The organism is Janthinobacterium glycogeni (assembly GCF_051380725.1).
GTDB lineage: Bacteria > Pseudomonadota > Gammaproteobacteria > Burkholderiales > Burkholderiaceae_D > Janthinobacterium.
This window is the reverse complement of record NZ_JBNYXP010000008.1, coordinates 241767-257391: the sequence shown is the minus strand read 5'-3', so window position 1 is coordinate 257391 and position 15625 is coordinate 241767. Positions and strand designations below refer to the sequence as shown.

Sequence of the window (15625 nt, the reverse complement as noted above, 5' to 3'; positions counted from 1 at the left end):
TATCCCCCTCGCGCCTATCGCATGATCAAGCAAAGCCCCAAAGAATTCCCCCTGCGCACCGTCGACATTATCGTCTACCCTGGCTTCAAGGCGCTCGAAGCCATCGGCGCCATGAAAGTATTTGACTACGCCAACACCCATTTGCGCCTGCGCAATCTGCCTGGCGGCTACGACGTGCGCATCGCCTCGACGGCCATCGGCCCCGTCGAATCGGACACCCTGATGTCGCTGCACGCGAGCAAGGCGCTCGACGCCAGCCGCTTGCCCGACCTGGCCGTCATCGTCGGCTGCCACCACGTCGAGCAAGTCTTGCAGGACATTCCCGCCCTCGCCGCCTGGGTGGCCGAGGCCGCGCCGCGCATCGATACCCTGGCGGCCCTGTGCACGGGCTGCTTCTTCCTGGCCGAGGCGGGCGTGCTCGACGGCAAGAGCGCGGCCACGCACTGGAGCGCCGTGGACAGCCTGCGCCAGCGCTATCCTTTGATACAGGTCAATGCCGATGCGATTTTCGTGCGGGAAGGGAAATTCTGGACGTCGGCTGGCGTCACGGCCGGCATCGATCTGGCGCTGGCCCTCGTGGAAGACGATTTCAGCCGCGATATCGCGCTGGAAGTGGCGCGCGACCTGGTCGTGTATCTGAAGCGGCCCGGCGGCCAGTCGCAGTTTTCCGTGCACCTGTCGAGCCAGATGACGACGCATCCGACCATCCGCCAGTTGCAGGGCTGGATCATGGAGCATCTTGCCGACGAGCTTACCGTGCCGCTGCTGGCGGCCAGGCTGGCCATGAGCGAGCGCAATTTTACGCGCGTCTTCCAGCGCGAAACGGGCGCCAGTCCCACGGAATTCATCGACACGGCCCGCTTCGAAGTGGCGCGCCGCTTGCTGGAAGACAATGTGTCTTCCTTAAAGCAGGTGGCCGTGCAGGCGGGCTTGCACAGCGAGGACAGACTGCGCCGCCTGTTTCAAAAGAAACTCGCCATCACGCCGCGCGATTACCGCGAGCGCTTTTCCAGCACGGCGCGCTAGGCGCAGGGGAAATCAGCGTGACTTGTGGGTGCGCACGTGGCGCGTGGCCAACTGCTGGCGGTGCCAGGCCAGCGGCGTAAACATCAGCGCGCACAGCAGATAGGTGGCCAACAGCGCCAGCCAGATGGCGGGCGTGGCGAGGATGGCGGCATTGCTCCACCACAAGGCCAGCAGGGAAGACAGGGCCGCGCCGAGGAAGACGGGCAGCATGCGGCGCAAGGTCGCGAGATAGGCAGTGGCAAACATGGACGGCTCCCAAAGCAAGGCGGATGTCTTCACACTAGCAGGGCCAGGCAACGAAGTACAGCCTGCCGCCCTGCCCCGTCCGTCAAGTGTTGCGCAATGAGGACATCCGATAAGATTAGTACAACACGACGGAACGGATCGATTCACCGCTCTTCATCAGGTCGAAGCCTTCGTTGATGCGTTCGAGCGGCAAGCGGTGCGTGATCAGGTCGTCAATGTTGAGTTTGCCTTCCATATACCAGTCGACGATCTTCGGCACGTCCGTCCGACCGCGTGCGCCGCCGAAGGCCGAACCGCGCCATTCGCGCCCCGTCACCAGCTGGAATGGACGGGTGGAAATTTCCTGGCCGGCCGCCGCCACGCCGATGATGAACGATTTGCCCCAGCCCTTGTGCGTGCACTCGAGCGCCTGGCGCATCAAGTTGGTGTTGCCGATACATTCAAACGAATAGTCAGCGCCGCCGTCCGTCAGCTGCACGATGGCGTCGACCACGTTGTCCACCTCGTTCGGGTTGATGAAATGCGTCATGCCGAACTTGCGCGCGATGGCCTGGCGCGCCGGATTGATGTCGATGCCGATGATCTTGTCGGCGCCGACCATCTTCGCCGCCTGGATCACGTTCAGGCCGATGCCGCCCAGGCCGAACACGGCCACGTTGGCGCCCGCCTCGACCTTGGCCGAGAACAGCACGGCGCCCACGCCCGTCGTTACGCCGCAGCCGATGTAGCAGACCTTGTCGAACGGCGCGTCGGAACGGATTTTCGCGAGCGCGATTTCCGGCACGACGATATAGTTCGAGAACGTGGACGTGCCCATGTAATGGAACAGCGGCTGGCCATTCAGCGAAAAGCGGCTGGTCGCATCCGGCATCAGGCCGCGGCCTTGGGTCGAGCGGATGGCCTGGCACAGGTTCGTCTTTTGCGACAGGCAGAATTTGCACTGGCGGCATTCCGGCGTGTACAGGGGAATGACGTGGTCATCCTTTTTCAGGGTCGTCACGCCCGGGCCCACGTCGACGACGACGCCGGCGCCTTCATGGCCGAGGATGGCGGGGAAAATGCCTTCCGGATCGGCGCCGGACAGGGTGTAGTAATCGGTGTGGCAAATGCCCGTGGCCTTGAGTTCGACCAGCACTTCGCCGGCGCGCGGGCCGGCCAGGTCGACTTCTTCGATGGTCAGCGGGGCGCCCGCCTTCCAGGCAATCGCGGCTTTGGTTTTCATGGGGTGTCTTCCTGCTCGGTTTCAGATGATCCATTATCGGACGCCGGCGAGCGTGGAGGGGCAAGGGACCGCGCGCTTGTCTGAAAACGCGGCGCATTTGTCCGATGGCGCCGCACGTTTGTGCCAGCTCAATCTTCCCGCCCTACAGACGCGCATTCTTGGCACAAGCCCAGCACCGATCGAGCAGCCGTTGCCGCGTTCCCGCAGGAGACTGACATGCGCCCTCTACTTTCCCGCTCTCCCCGGCCGTGGCTGGCCCTGCTGCTGGCATGCTGCCTGGCCCTGCTGGCCGCCTGCGGCGGCGGCCAGCACCACCCGGCGCCCGGCGCGACCACGGGCGATCTGACAGTCACCATCGGCGGCTTGCCGGCCGGCGTGGGGGGCACCGTCACGGTCACGGGTCCTGCGTCGTACAGCAAGACGCTGACGGCGAGCGCCACGCTGACGGACCTGGCGCCTGGCGCCTACGCCATCAATGCCGCCAGCGTGGCGCAAGGCACGGGAACCCTGGCGCCCACGCCCGTCACGCAACAGGTGCGGGTCAATGCAGGCACCACGGCCAGCGCCAGCGTCCTGTATGCGGCGGCCGCGCCGATGGCCCTGCGCCTGCAGGAGGTGGCCAGCGGCTTGAGCTCCCCCCTCTTCCTGACGGCGCCGCCCGGCGACAGCCGTCTTTTCATTGTGGAACGTCCCGGCCGCATCCGCGTGGTGCAGAACGGCAACCTGCTGGCCACGCCCTTCCTCGACGTCAGCACGCTCACCACCATCAGCGGCGAACGGGGCTTGCTGTCGATGGCCTTCCACCCGCAGTACGCCAGCAATGGCTATTTTTTCATCTACTACACCAACCTGGCCGGCGATATCGTCATCGAGCGCAGGCAAGTGTCGGCCGGCAACGCCAACGTGGCCGATCCCCTTTCCGCGCTGACCATCCTCACGATTGCCCACCCCACGTTCAGCAACCACTATGGCGGCTTGCTCAGTTTTGGGCCGGACGGCTATCTGTATGCGGGCACGGGCGATGGCGGCAGCGCGGGCGACCCGCCCCGCAATGCGCAAAACACGAATGTGCTGCTGGGCAAGCTGCTGCGCCTGGATGTCAACGCCAGCACGGTAGCCCAGCCTTACGCCATTCCGCCCGGCAACCCATTTGCCGGCACGGCGGGCGGGCGCGGGGAAATCTGGGCCTACGGCTTGCGCAACCCCTGGCGCTACGCCTTCGACGTGCCGGCCCAGCTGCTGTATATCGCCGATGTGGGCCAGGCCAGTTGGGAGGAGGTCGACGCGCGTCCCGTGGGCCAGGCGGGCAACAACTATGGCTGGAACATCATGGAAGGCGCGCACTGCTACAACAGCGCCAGTTGCAACCAGGCGGGTCTGGTATTGCCCGTTATCGAATACGACACCGGCAGTGCGGGCAACTGTTCAATCACGGGCGGCTATGTGTACCGGGGCACGGCCTTGCCGGCACTGGCGGGACAATACCTGTATTCCGACTACTGCGGCGGCTGGCTGAAAAGTTTCAGCTACAGCAATGGCGCCGCCTCCGCTGTGACAGACTGGGGCATCACGAACGTGGGCAACATCCTGTCGTTTGGCCAGGATGCGCAAAACGAGTTGTACATGCTGAGCGGCACGGGCAAGGTGTACCGGATTGTCCGTAAGTAAGCATAGGCCAATCAGCGCGCGCAAGCAGTCATGGCGGCGCACGCCTGAGGCGGCGTTTTTCGACGGGGCACGGCGAACCGGCTAGAATTGGATTTTTTCGCCGCGCCCTGCGCACCAGCCCAAGAGAACACCATGGCCCGTTTGAAACTTGAATTCCCTGAAGACCAGTACTGCTATTCCTCGCAACTGACGGTACGCACGACGGACATCAACGCCGGCAACCATCTCGGCAACGATTCCATGATTTCCATGATTTCCGAGGCGCGCGCCCGCTTCCTGTTCGAATATGGCGTGCGCGACATCGAAGCGGACGGCACCGGCATCATCGTCACCGACCTGGCCACCACTTACCGCGCCGAAGCCCATGCGCGCGACCAGCTGTTGTTCGAAGTGGGCGTCATGGATTTCAACAAGTATGGCGGCGACATCACCTTCCGCATCACGCGCCCGCGCGACAATACCCTGATCGCGATGGCCAAGTCCGGCTTTGTCTTCTTCAACTACAAGCGTAGCCAGGTCGTGCCCATGGCGGAAGAGTTCGCAAGCAAGTTTCCACTGGTGAACTGGATCGATTGAAGGATCGGTTAAACGGACCGTCATGCCGCCATGCTGTATGCTTGCCAGGAAGACATTAAATCTGGAGCGGCATGCAATCAGCAATCACGGCAAGACTGTGCCTGGCCCTGGCCCTGCTGGGCATATTGCCGCCCGCCCTGGCCGCGCCGCAAACCGTCATCCTGTACGGCGACGATGACTATGCGCCGTACAGCTATGTGGAACACGGCGCCTTCAAGGGCATGTACATCGATATCCTGCGCCAGGCGGCCAGCCGGATGCCCGAGTACCGGCTGGAACTGCAGCCGCGTCCCTGGAAACGGGGGCTCGATGCGCTGGAAAAAGGCAAGGTGTTCGGCCTGTTCCCGCCCGGACGCAAGACGGAACGGCCATACGTGCAGCCGTACTCGGCCATGCTGCACCGCGAATCGGTGGTGCTGTTTTGCCATGACGCTGTCATGCGCACGCCGCGCACGCATTTCCCGGCCGACTTTGCGGGCCTGACCATCGGGGTCAATACGGGTTTTCTGCTGTCGGAGAAATTGATGGCGCCCGCCCGCGAAGGGCTGCTGCGCCTGGAAGCGGCCAAGGGCAATGAAGCGAATCTGAAGAAACTGGCCCTGCGGCGCATCGATTGCTACGCCAGCGACCGCGGCGCGGCACGCCATACGGCGCGCCAGCTGCAAGGCGAACTGGCCGGCTACGGCTTTCAATTGCGCGAAGTGCTGGAACTGTCGTCCGAAGCCACCTACATCGCCTACAGCGCCCGCAATACGCCTTCCTACAAGACCGATTTCATCGAGAAGATGAATGCCGCCCTGCTTGCCATGCGGCAGAACGGCCAGCTGGCGCACATCGAAGACGCTTATTTGCGTTGATTACCTGCGCTGAACGTCGCGCGGCTGCAAGGTCAGGACGGGACTGCTGCGGCCCTGGGGCTTGACGCCGAACGTATTCTTGAACCACTCGTCGATCATGCGCTTTTCATAGCGCAAGGCATCGTTGCTGGAATAACGGTTGATACGCTGCAAATAAGACATATCCGACAGATAAGCATTACCGCTGGCAATGACTTTGCCATGCTGCTCGAGCGTATAGCGCAAGCGCAGGCGGGGCCAGTCAGCACGGCCCGTCATCACGCGCACATCGAAGCCGCCGCGGCGCGCCGGATCTTCGCGTCCCGCCAGGTCGACATCGGTGATTTCGATCCTGAGGTCCTGACCGTGGGGCAAGCTCTTGCCCAACCAGCTGAAGTGATCCGCCAGGCCCGCCAGCACCTGTTCCCGGTCGCGCGAGCTGAACGGCACGTCGGAATAGTCGTCGGGTTTGTCGAACGTTACCTGGACGCCCGCCCAGGCACTGCTGCCCGCAACCAGCGCCAGGGCGGCTATCCATGTTTTCGTCATCGTGGAAATACGCATATGCCTTCCTTCCAGAAAGTTCACGGCAGGCAGAAGCCGCAATGCCGCATCTGCCTGCTCACGCCGGACTATAGACCGAAGTGAAAATTTCCGGAGCGCAATACGTTCGCGCGGCCGCAGGCCACGCGACTGACTGTGCCTGGCAAGCTCTACAGCTTACTTGCGCGCGTGGCGCTTCACCTTGACGCCAAAGGTATCGGCATACCAGTCATCGATCATCAGCTTTTCATAGCGCAACTTTTCATTGCTGAAGTAAGGATTGATGCGGTTCAGATACGACATGTCGGACAGGGCCGCACTGCCGCTGCTGATGACCTTGCCATTCTGTTCCAGCACATAGTGCAGGCGCATGCGCGGCCAGTCGACCCGGCCATTCATGACGCGGATATCCTGGCCGGCACGCAGCGAGGGGTTTTCACGTCCCGCGAGATCGACGTCCGTGACGTCGATTTTCAAGGTTTGCCCGGGCGGCAGCAATGCGCCCAGTTTCTCGAAATGCCGGCTCAGTTCCTTCAACACGTCGTCGCGGTCCTGCGGGTTGAACGGGACGTCCGTGTATTGATCCGGTTTGCTGAACCGCACTTCGGTTCCTGCCCAGGCCGCGCTGCAGGCCAGCAAGGCCAGGCCGGCGATCAGGGCGCGTGTCGTTTGCTTTTGCATGATGTACCCTTTCAGGAAATATGAGTGGCATGGCGCCACTTCTTATGCCTGTCCAATATAGCGCGCTCCAGTCCCTTCAGGCGCGTAATTCATACCTTGTTACTTTTCCGGTTTTTGGCCAAGAAGGAAAGACGCCGTATTTTTTTGCAGATTCATTAGCAATATTAATTAAAACAAAGTATTGTCTTGAAAATATAGTTGCCTAAGCGATAAAGTATAGATAGTGTAGACAGCATGGATTTAAAGTGCTTTTTTGGCACGTTTGTTGCATGATTTTAGTCAATTGTTCTTGCTTATTGTTAATACTTAGCGGTCGGTCTACAATCGACAGAATGCGCCCGAAAAACGCGCAACGCCGGTCTTGGCGCACAGGAATTCCTGGCGCGGGCGTCTCAGCATTGCGTCAGTTATGCCTTTTAGCGGAACTCGCCCTTATGTCATTTTTGTCATCTGCATCGCCCAAGTTACCTCCCTGGAAAGTCCTGCTCGTCGATGATGAACCCGACATCCACGACATCACCGAACTGACGCTGAGCCGTTTCCGTCTCGAGGGCCGCGCCCTGAGCTTCGTGCACGCCTACAGCGGCGCCGAAGCCAAGCAGGTGCTGGCGCGCGAAGAAGGCATCGCGCTCGTCTTCCTGGACGTGGTGATGGAACGCGAAGACAGCGGCCTGGAGGTGGCGCGCTGGATGCGCGAAGACCTGGGCAACCAATTTACGCGCATCGTGCTGCGCACGGGGCAGCCGGGACAGGCGCCGGAAGAACGCGTGATCGTCAACTACGACATCAACGACTACAAGGAAAAAACCGAGCTCGACCGCACCAAGCTGTTTACCACCACCTTTGCCGCCCTGCGCGCCTACCGCGACATCATGAAGGTGGAAGAGGCGCGCCTGGCCCAGCTCCATTACCGCGAAGGTCTCGAGCGCGTCATCGCCGCCTCGGCGCACATCTTCAAGCAGCGTAACCTGCGCGACTTCGCCAGCGGCCTGCTGCAGCAAGTCGTCGCCCTGCTGCGCCTGGAAACGAGCATGCTGCTGCGCCTGCGCGGCGCCAGCGCCATCACGGGCGAACAGGATTATGAAATCCTCGCGCAGATCGGCGACACGGACGACGGCATCCTCAGCCCATCCCTGGTGTCGCAGCTGGACGATGCCAAAAGCAACAAGATCTCGCGCCTGCACGGCGACACCTATGTCGGCTATTTCCCCAACAGCAGCGGCAAGGCGTCCTTGCTGGTCTTGAAGGGCGTGGAAGAAATCTCCGACCTCGATGCGCAATTGCTGGAAGTCTTCTGCTCGGGCGTGGCGATCGCCTTCGACAACATCCTGCTGACGCAGGAAATCACCGATACCCAGGCCGAACTGATCCTGCGCCTGGGCGACGTGGTCGAATCGCGCTCGCATGAAGGCGGCAACCACGTACGCCGCATGGCCGAAGTGTGCCAGCTGCTGGCGCAGGCGTCCGGCATGTCGGAAGAGGAAACCATGGTGCTGCGCCACGCGGCGCCCATGCATGACATCGGCAAGATTTCCACGCCCGACGCCGTGCTGCTCAAACCGGGCAAGCTCGACGCGGCCGAATGGGAAATCATGAAGCAGCATCCGACGGTGGGCATGTCCATCCTGGACGGCTCGCAGCGCCCGCTCCTGAAGGCGGCCGCCGTGATCGCCCACCAGCACCATGAAAAATTCGACGGCAGCGGCTACCCGCAAGGCCTGGTGGGCGAACACATCCACAAATACGCGCGTATCGCCGCCGTCGCCGACGTCTTCGACGCCCTCATGCACAAGCGCTGCTACAAGGACGCCTGGCCCCTGGAGCGCGTGGTGGGCTACCTGCGCGAAGTGAGCGGCAGCCACCTCGACCCGCAGTATGTGGAATTGCTGATTGCGAATCTGGACGAAGCGCTTGCGTTGAATCAGCGTTTCCCGGATTAGCATGCGTACGTCGGATTACGCGGCTGCGCCGCTAATCCGACCTACGTGGCTTCGGCCCAAGCCCCAACACAGGCATTCCGGGCCAAGCGGACCTGAAAAATGTCGAGGGCAAGGCGCAGCGACGCAGACAGTACGCATGTACGGCAAGGAGCTGCAACGCCGCCATCGGCATTTTCTCAGGCCCGCGTCTCCGGCCCGCCGTTTTTAGGTTTTCAAGGACACATCATTGAAACCGAGTGGAAAACGGATCTTGTAATGCAATCCCATCCCCGGCGCGCTGACCACCTTCACCGTGCCGCCCAGCGGCCCCGTCACCAGGTTATACAGGATATGCGCACCGAGGCCGCTGCCGCCGGAACCGCGCTTGGTGGTGAAAAACGGGTCGAACAGCTGGCCCAGGGTGGCGCTGTCCATGCCCATGCCGTCGTCGCTGTAGTCGAGTTCCAGCATCTCGCCGGCCGTCCGGGCGGACAGCTTGATCCTGCCCGGCTCGCCTTCGATAAAGCCGTGCACCAGTGAATTGACCACCATGTTCGTGACGATCTGCGAGACGGCGCCCGGATAGCTGCGCAGCTGCACCTCCGGCGCGCAGTCGATCTCCACCTTGACGGGCTTGCCCTTGAGCTTGGGCTGCAAGGACAGCAGGATTTCATCGAGGTATTTACGCAGGTTAAAGCTGCGCAGCTCGTCCGAAGACTGGTCCACGGCCACCTGCTTGAAGCTGCGCACCAGCGCCGCGGCGCGCTGCGTGTTCGTCGTCATGATGCGCAGGGTCTGGTCGATGATGTCGAAAAATTGCCGCAAGCCGTCTTCATCGAGCTGGCCGCCGTCCAGGTCTTCGCGCGTGAGCTTCAATTCCTGCACCAGGTGGCTGGTGGCCGTCACGCATATGCCCAGCGGCGTATTGATTTCATGCGCCACGCCCGCCACCAGGCGTCCCAGCGAGGCCAGTTTTTCCTGGCGCACCAGTTCCGACTGCGCTTCCTGCAAGGCGTTCAGGGCGCTGTTCAGGGCCGCGTTCTGCTCTTCCAGCGCTTCCTTGGCCTGGCGCATGGCGCTGTCGGCCTGGATGCGGGCCATCGCCACGGCCACGTGGCTGGCCATGAAGGCCAGCACGTCCAGTTCCGCCTGGCCATACACGACGGAACTGTCATAGCTTTGCACGATGATCACGCCATACTTTCTCTCGCCCAGCAGCATGGGCGCGCCCATCCAGCTGGCGATGCTGGTATTGCCCAGCGGCTCTTCCATCTCGCCGCTGGCCACCAGCGCCGCATAGCTGTCCGCATCGAGCAGGCACGCCTTGCGCCGCGCCAGCACATAGGAACTCATGCCGATGCCGTAGTGAAAGCGTTTCACGGGCGCCTGCGCATCCTTCTCGTCGACGAAATACGGGATCGTGATGTCCTTGTTGTCCGGGTGGTACAGGGCGATGAGGAAATTCTTTGCCGTCACCAGTTCGCTGATGATGGCGTGCAGGCGCGCATACAGGGTCGTCGCGTCGGCCGCCTGCGCCGACAGGTTGGCGATTTCATACAGCGCGTGCTGCAGGTTTTCCGCGCGGCGCCGCTCGGCCACCTCGTGCGCCAGCAAGGCCGTGCGCTCCTGCACCGCCTTTTCCAGCCGGTCCATGCTTTGCATGCCTTGCAGCGCGCTCGACACGTGCGTGGCGATCAGCGCGAATAGGGCCTGGTCTTCCAGGCTGAAGCGGTGCTGGGCGTCGTAGCTCTGGATGACGATGGCGCCAAGCACCTGGTGCTGCTGGTCCAGCAGCGGGCAGCCGATCCAGTGCTCGGCCGCCGTGCCGCCGCCCCAGGCGCCGCCGCCGATGGCGCGCATGGCGTCGTCGTCGGCCGTCATCACCAGCTGCTTGCGGTTGACGATGACCCACGCCGTGGGCGACTGCGCCGCGCTGGCCAGGCGCACGCCCTCGTCCGGATCGGGCGCGGCGTCGAATTCGTCGACAAAATAGGGAAAGCGCACGAGGCCGTCGTCATGGTCGCTGAGCGCCACGTAAAAGTTCGCCGCATACATGATGCGTCCCAGCGCCGCATGCACCGCCTGCAGGAATTCGCTGATATCGCTGCAGGTGCTCGAGCGCTGCCCGATTTCCAGCAACACGGTCTGGACGGCTTCCAGGCGGCTGAGACGGCTTTCCATGGGTGGCTATGTACCTTGTGCAAGTATATGTTCTGAAAATCAATATTATCAGTTCAGCCCAGCCTTGGCACGGCATAAAACGAACAATCTTGCCGTCATGCATAGCAACACGCGCCACGCGCACATTTGCCACCTTGGCGATACAGTGGCAGACTAGGCCCCTTCCCACAGACCAGACCGTCCTCATGACCGCCACGCTACGCGCCTCGCTTCGCCCCTACACCCTCGCCGGCCTGCTGGCCTTTGCCGCGCTGGGCATGCCGCCCCTGTGCGCCGCGCCGGCCAAGGCGCCGGCGGCGGAGACGGCCGATGGCGGACGCTATTTCGGCCCCCTCGTCGCGGGCAAGATGCACGGCCAGGGCCGGCTCGAATACGCGAGCGGCGCGTTCTACGAAGGGGGCTTCGCGCGCGGCGTGTTTTCCGGCCAGGGCAAGCTGCGCCAGGCTTCCGGCGTCGAATACACGGGCGCCTTCCGCCTGGGCGCCTTCGATGGCGTCGGCCGCTACACTTCGCCCAAGGGCGAAATCTATGCGGGCAGCTTCGTCAAGGGCAGCTTCGAGGGACCAGGCCGCTTCCAGGGCGCCGACGGCGCCACCTTCGAAGGCCAGTTCAAGCACTGGCGCCCGCACGGCGCCGGCAAGCTGACCGACACGGACGGCACCGTCTTCGAAGGCGACTTCGTCCAGGGCCAGGTGCAGGGCAAGGCGAAAGTCACCACCAGCGACGGCATCCACTACGAAGGCGAGCTGAAAGACTGGAAATTCGAGGGCCAGGGCGTGCTGCGCACGGCCGACGGCGACGAATACCGGGGCGGCTTCAAGAATGGCCAGTTCGACGGCCAGGGCGTGCTGCGCTACGCCGTGGCGCAGGCGGACGGCCGGCGCGAAGACAGCGGCAACTGGACGGAAGGCCAGCTGGACGACCCGGCCGCCGACAAGCTCACGCGCGACAATATCGAGCTGGCCCTGTACAACCAGCGCAGCCTGCTCGACGGCGCCCTGGCACGGATCGCGCCGCGCGACGGGGCGAAAAAGATCAACCTGTACCTGCTGGGCGTGGCGGGCGACGGCGCGCAGGAAGTGTTTCACCGCGAAACAGCCTTCGTGCAGCGCCAGTTCGACCGCGATTTCGGCACCGTGGGCCGCTCCTTGATGCTCGTCAATAGCCGCAACACGGTGGCGCAGCAGCCGATGGCCACGCGCACCAGCATCGCCGCCAGCCTCGACGCCTTGGGCGCGAAGATGGACAAGGCCAACGACATCCTGTTTTTATTTCTCACCAGCCACGGCTCGCCCGAGCACGAACTGGCGCTGGCGCAAAACGGCATGGATTTGCACAGCCTGCCCGCGCAGGAGCTGGCGGGCATGCTCAAGCACAGCGGCATCCGCTGGAAAGTCATCGTCATCTCGGCCTGCTATGCAGGCGGCTTTATTGCGCCATTAAAAGATGACAACACCCTCATCATCACGGCCGCGCGCAGCGACCGCACCTCGTTCGGCTGCGACGACCAGAACGATTTTACTTACTTCAGCGAAGCGTATTTCAAGGAAGCGCTGCCCAAGAGCGCCGGCTTTGCCGAGGCCTTCGACCAGGCCAGGGTGCTGGTGCAGGCACGCGAGGCGGCCGATTTCCTCGAAGGCGGCATGGAAGCGGAAGAGCATTCCGAGCCGCAGCTATTCCAGGGCAAGGCCATCGCCGCGCAACTGAAGGCGTGGCGCGCCCAGCCACGCTAAGCACGGCACGGCACGGCCGCCCGCCTTTCTGTACAATAGCCGTCACCATGCGACGATTCTTCCTCATTTTGCTGCTGTTCGTGCTTCCGCTCCAGATGTCCTGGGCCGCGGCGAGCGCGTATTGCCTGCACGAGGAAGGCAAGGCGGCGCAGCACCTGGGCCACCACAGCCACCAGCACAAGGCCGATGCGGACAAGCAACCCGCCGGCGATAAAAAAGTGGCGGATCAGCAGAAAAAAGGCCAGCCGCACAGCGACTGCAACGTCTGCCACGGCATCGGCCATGCATGGCTGCCGGCCGGCTCCAGCCTGCCCGTCGGCGACATGGCGTCCGTCAACGCGGATACCTCCCCCTTCTTTTACGCTTCCCACATCCCGGACGCTCCCAAGCGCCCCGACTGGTCGTCGGCCATCTAGGCCGACGGGACGTCCCATTCCACTTGTCGCAACACGCGCCCTGACATAGCTCGGGCGCCAGCCTGCGCGTCCCGTCGAATTCTTTTCCATGCTTTTGGAGAATTCGATGCACCGATCCATCTCTTTGTTATTGTTTTCCGCTGGCCTGCTGGCCGGCAACTTTGCCCACGCGCAATCCAGCGTGGAAGCCGCCGCCCCTCTGACCCTGCCCGCCGCGCTGGCTCTGGCAGAGGGCGGCAACGCCACCCTGTCGGCCGCCCGCCATGAACTGGCGGCGCAGGGCGGCGCCCTGCAGCAGGCGCGCGCCCTGCCCAATCCGGAACTGCAAACCGTGCTGGAAGATACGCGCCGCGCCACGCGCAGCACCACCGTGCAGCTGAACCAGTTGATCGAACTGGGCGGCAAGCGGGAGGCCCGTGCCGCCGTCGCCCAGCGCGGCGCAGACCTGGCGCAGGCGGGCCTGTCCCTGCAACAGGCGGAAACCCGCGCCGCCGTCACGTCCGCCTTCGTCGACGTGCTGGCCGCGCAGGAAGGCTTGCGTCTGGCCGACAGCGCGCAAGCGCTCGCCGCGCGTGCCAGCGACATCACGGCGCGCCGCGTCACGGCCGGCAAGGCGTCCCCGGTAGAGGAAACCCGCGCCAGGGTCGCCGAAGCGAGCGTGCGGCTGGAACTGAACCTGGCCCGCAGCACCCTGGCCGGCGCCCGCAAGCGCCTGGCCGCCCTGTGGGGCAACGCCACGCCACGCTTCAGCATCGCCGAGGGACGCCTGGAAACCTTGCCGGAGCTGCCGCCGGCCAGCGAACTGGCGGCGCGCCTGGGGCATGCCCCGGCCGTGCGCCAGGCGCACAGCGCGCTGGCCCAGCGGCAAGCCATGCTGGACGTGGAACAGCGGCGCGCCACGCCCGACGTCACGCTCAGCATCGGCATGAAGCGCTCGGAAGAACTGGGCCGCAATCAGGCCATCATCGGCCTGGCCGTGCCGCTGCCCCTGTTCGACCGCAATGCGGGCAACAAGCTCGACGCCCTGCGCCGCAGCGACAAGGCCAGCGACGAGCTGATCGCCGCCCGCATCGCCGTGCAAACGGCCGTCGCCGCCGCCACGGAACGCCTGGCCACGGCCCGGCTCGACGTGGAAAGCTTGCGCCAGGACATCTTGCCTGGCGCGCAAAGCGCCTATGACGCGGCCAGCAAGGGCTTTGAGTTCGGCAAGTTCGCCTTCCTCGACGTGCTCGATGCCCAGCGCACCTTGCTGCAAGCCAAAAACCAATACCTGCGCGCGCTGACCGAAGCGCAGCACGCCGCCGCCGACATCGAGCGCCTGCTGGGCACACCAGCTCCCCTGTAAGGAAGACCCGACATGAACATCACACTCAACAAGAAACAAACGCTCGCCATCGCTGCCATCGCGGCCGCCGGCATCGTGCTGGCCGTCCTCATCCTCGGCACGGGCAATTCCAAGACCCCGCCGCCCGCCGCCGCCAAGGCGGAAGCGCATGCTGAAAAGAAAGACGAACACGGCCACGAGGAAGTGGAGGGCAAGCTGGAATTGAGCGCCGCGCAAAGCCGCGCAGCCGGCGTCGTTATCGCCACGGCCGCGCCCGGCCGCATCAAGACGACGGTGGCCCTGCCCGGCGAAATCCGTTTCAACGAAGACCGCACGGCCCACGTCGTGCCGCGCCTGGCCGGCGTGGTGGAAGCCGTGCAGGCCGACCTGGGCCAGCTGGTCAAGAAGGGGCAAGTGCTGGCCGTCATCGCCAGCACGGAACTGTCGGAACAGCGCAGCGCACTGCTGTCGGCGCAGCGGCGCTTGTCGCTGGCCCGCTCCACGTATGAGCGTGAAGAAAAACTGTGGCGCGAGAAAATTTCGGCCGAGCAAGACTACCTGCAGGCGCAACAAACGTGGCGCGAGGCGGAAATCGCCGTGCAGAACGCGCAGCAAAAACTCAGCGCGCTGGGCGCCAGCGGCGCTGCCAAGGGGCCGCTGAACCGCTATGAGATCCGCGCACCGTTCGACGGCATGGTGCTGGAAAAGCACATCACCCTGGGCGAAGCCGTCAAGGAAGATGCGAACATCTTCGTCATTTCCGACCTGTCGACCGTGTGGGCGGAAATCGCCGTGCCGGCGAAAGACCTGGCCACCGTGCGCATGGGAGGCAAGGCGGAGGTGAAGGCGTCCGCGTTCGACGCCAGCGCGCAAGGCACGATCACCTATGTGGGCGCGCTGCTGGGTGAACAGACGCGCACGGCCAAGGCACGCATCAGCTTGCAGAATCCCGACATGGCCTGGCGCCCGGGGTTATTCGTCAGCGTGGAAGTGGTGTCCGGCGAAGCGGACGCGCCCGTCACCGTGCAGAGCACGGCCATCCAGACGGTGGAAGACAAGCCCGTCGTCTTCGTGCAGGTCAAGGATGGCTACCAGGCCACGCCCGTGGTGCCGGGCCGCAGCGATGGCAGCTTGACGCACATCAAGCAGGGCATGGCCGCCGGCACGCCGTACGCGGCGCAAGGCAGTTTTGTCCTGAAGTCCGAGCTGGGCAAGGACTCCGCCGGTCACGAACACTGATCACGTCAAAGCTAA

Annotated in this window: 14 protein-coding genes; 9 read left to right on the top strand and 5 right to left on the bottom strand. The window is 63.7% G+C overall.

What is annotated here, in order from left to right:
- The first annotated feature begins 21 nt into the window (after positions 1–21).
- Entirely contained in the window at positions 22–1026 is a 1005-nt protein-coding gene (locus tag ACQ4W4_RS20015; protein WP_436543424.1) for a GlxA family transcriptional regulator, read from the top strand.
- Positions 1027–1038: 12 nt separating this feature from the next.
- On the opposite strand, the gene ACQ4W4_RS20010 is transcribed toward ACQ4W4_RS20015, so the two are convergent.
- Entirely contained in the window at positions 1039–1272 is a 234-nt protein-coding gene (locus ACQ4W4_RS20010) for a hypothetical protein (RefSeq protein WP_436543423.1), read from the bottom strand.
- Positions 1273–1387: 115 nt separating this feature from the next.
- Positions 1388–2494, bottom strand: coding sequence for an S-(hydroxymethyl)glutathione dehydrogenase/class III alcohol dehydrogenase (locus ACQ4W4_RS20005; protein ID WP_436543422.1), 1107 nt, complete (start codon positions 2492–2494; stop codon positions 1388–1390).
- Positions 2495–2710: 216 nt separating this feature from the next.
- Between ACQ4W4_RS20005 and ACQ4W4_RS20000 the strand changes: the two genes are divergently transcribed.
- From ACQ4W4_RS20000 to ACQ4W4_RS19990, 3 genes are all read left to right on the top strand, one after another.
- Positions 2711–4162 (top strand): PQQ-dependent sugar dehydrogenase, encoded by a 1452-nt coding sequence (locus ACQ4W4_RS20000; protein ID WP_436543421.1) that lies wholly within the window; start codon positions 2711–2713, stop codon positions 4160–4162.
- Between the two features lie 132 nt (positions 4163–4294).
- Positions 4295–4738 (top strand): thioesterase family protein, encoded by a 444-nt coding sequence (locus ACQ4W4_RS19995; RefSeq protein WP_070217768.1) that lies wholly within the window; start codon positions 4295–4297, stop codon positions 4736–4738.
- A 71-nt stretch (positions 4739–4809) separates the two neighbouring features.
- On the top strand, positions 4810–5595 hold the full coding sequence (locus tag ACQ4W4_RS19990) for a substrate-binding periplasmic protein (protein ID WP_436543420.1): 786 nt from the start codon (positions 4810–4812) through the stop codon (positions 5593–5595).
- Here the strand turns inward: ACQ4W4_RS19990 and ACQ4W4_RS19985 are convergent, their stop codons facing one another.
- Together ACQ4W4_RS19985 and ACQ4W4_RS19980 are read right to left on the bottom strand one after the other, a co-directional pair.
- Positions 5596–6138, bottom strand: coding sequence for a DUF3016 domain-containing protein (locus ACQ4W4_RS19985; protein ID WP_436543419.1), 543 nt, complete (start codon positions 6136–6138; stop codon positions 5596–5598).
- Positions 6139–6294: 156 nt separating this feature from the next.
- Positions 6295–6798: a DUF3016 domain-containing protein gene (locus ACQ4W4_RS19980; RefSeq protein ID WP_436543418.1), complete on the bottom strand. Its 504-nt coding sequence runs from the start codon at positions 6796–6798 to the stop codon at positions 6295–6297.
- 434 nt (positions 6799–7232) lie between these two features.
- Here ACQ4W4_RS19980 and ACQ4W4_RS19975 point away from each other — a divergent pair, with 434 nt between their 5' ends.
- Positions 7233–8738: a DUF3369 domain-containing protein gene (locus ACQ4W4_RS19975; RefSeq protein ID WP_436543417.1), complete on the top strand. Its 1506-nt coding sequence runs from the start codon at positions 7233–7235 to the stop codon at positions 8736–8738.
- Positions 8739–8942: 204 nt separating this feature from the next.
- On the opposite strand, the gene ACQ4W4_RS19970 is transcribed toward ACQ4W4_RS19975, so the two are convergent.
- On the bottom strand, positions 8943–10898 hold the full coding sequence (locus ACQ4W4_RS19970) for a GAF domain-containing sensor histidine kinase (RefSeq protein WP_436543416.1): 1956 nt from the start codon (positions 10896–10898) through the stop codon (positions 8943–8945).
- Positions 10899–11083: 185 nt separating this feature from the next.
- Here ACQ4W4_RS19970 and ACQ4W4_RS19965 point away from each other — a divergent pair, with 185 nt between their 5' ends.
- From ACQ4W4_RS19965 to ACQ4W4_RS19950, 4 genes are all read left to right on the top strand, one after another.
- Positions 11084–12631, top strand: a complete 1548-nt coding sequence (locus tag ACQ4W4_RS19965) for a C13 family peptidase (RefSeq protein WP_436543415.1) — start codon at positions 11084–11086, stop codon at positions 12629–12631.
- Between the two features lie 47 nt (positions 12632–12678).
- Positions 12679–13047 (top strand): cation efflux protein, CzcI family, encoded by a 369-nt coding sequence (gene czcI / locus ACQ4W4_RS19960; RefSeq protein ID WP_058048921.1) that lies wholly within the window; start codon positions 12679–12681, stop codon positions 13045–13047.
- A gap of 106 nt (positions 13048–13153) precedes the next feature.
- Positions 13154–14392 (top strand): TolC family protein, encoded by a 1239-nt coding sequence (locus tag ACQ4W4_RS19955; RefSeq protein ID WP_436543414.1) that lies wholly within the window; start codon positions 13154–13156, stop codon positions 14390–14392.
- A gap of 12 nt (positions 14393–14404) precedes the next feature.
- On the top strand, positions 14405–15610 hold the full coding sequence (locus tag ACQ4W4_RS19950) for an efflux RND transporter periplasmic adaptor subunit (RefSeq protein WP_436543413.1): 1206 nt from the start codon (positions 14405–14407) through the stop codon (positions 15608–15610).
- Positions 15611–15625 lie beyond the last annotated feature (15 nt).

Bases quoted from the DNA above. Each gene is read 5' to 3' on its own strand.
- ACQ4W4_RS20015 (WP_436543424.1), top strand. From the start codon at position 22: ATGATCAAGCAAAGCCCCAAAGAATTCCCCCTGCGCACCGTCGACATT.
- ACQ4W4_RS20010 (WP_436543423.1), bottom strand. From the start codon at position 1,272: ATGTTTGCCACTGCCTATCTCGCGACCTTGCGCCGCATGCTGCCCGTC.
- ACQ4W4_RS20005 (WP_436543422.1), bottom strand. From the start codon at position 2,494: ATGAAAACCAAAGCCGCGATTGCCTGGAAGGCGGGCGCCCCGCTGACC.
- ACQ4W4_RS20000 (WP_436543421.1), top strand. From the start codon at position 2,711: ATGCGCCCTCTACTTTCCCGCTCTCCCCGGCCGTGGCTGGCCCTGCTG.
- ACQ4W4_RS19995 (WP_070217768.1), top strand. From the start codon at position 4,295: ATGGCCCGTTTGAAACTTGAATTCCCTGAAGACCAGTACTGCTATTCC.
- ACQ4W4_RS19990 (WP_436543420.1), top strand. From the start codon at position 4,810: ATGCAATCAGCAATCACGGCAAGACTGTGCCTGGCCCTGGCCCTGCTG.
- ACQ4W4_RS19985 (WP_436543419.1), bottom strand. From the start codon at position 6,138: ATGCGTATTTCCACGATGACGAAAACATGGATAGCCGCCCTGGCGCTG.
- ACQ4W4_RS19980 (WP_436543418.1), bottom strand. From the start codon at position 6,798: ATGCAAAAGCAAACGACACGCGCCCTGATCGCCGGCCTGGCCTTGCTG.
- ACQ4W4_RS19975 (WP_436543417.1), top strand. From the start codon at position 7,233: ATGTCATTTTTGTCATCTGCATCGCCCAAGTTACCTCCCTGGAAAGTC.
- ACQ4W4_RS19970 (WP_436543416.1), bottom strand. From the start codon at position 10,898: ATGGAAAGCCGTCTCAGCCGCCTGGAAGCCGTCCAGACCGTGTTGCTG.
- ACQ4W4_RS19965 (WP_436543415.1), top strand. From the start codon at position 11,084: ATGACCGCCACGCTACGCGCCTCGCTTCGCCCCTACACCCTCGCCGGC.
- czcI (WP_058048921.1), top strand. From the start codon at position 12,679: ATGCGACGATTCTTCCTCATTTTGCTGCTGTTCGTGCTTCCGCTCCAG.
- ACQ4W4_RS19955 (WP_436543414.1), top strand. From the start codon at position 13,154: ATGCACCGATCCATCTCTTTGTTATTGTTTTCCGCTGGCCTGCTGGCC.
- ACQ4W4_RS19950 (WP_436543413.1), top strand. From the start codon at position 14,405: ATGAACATCACACTCAACAAGAAACAAACGCTCGCCATCGCTGCCATC.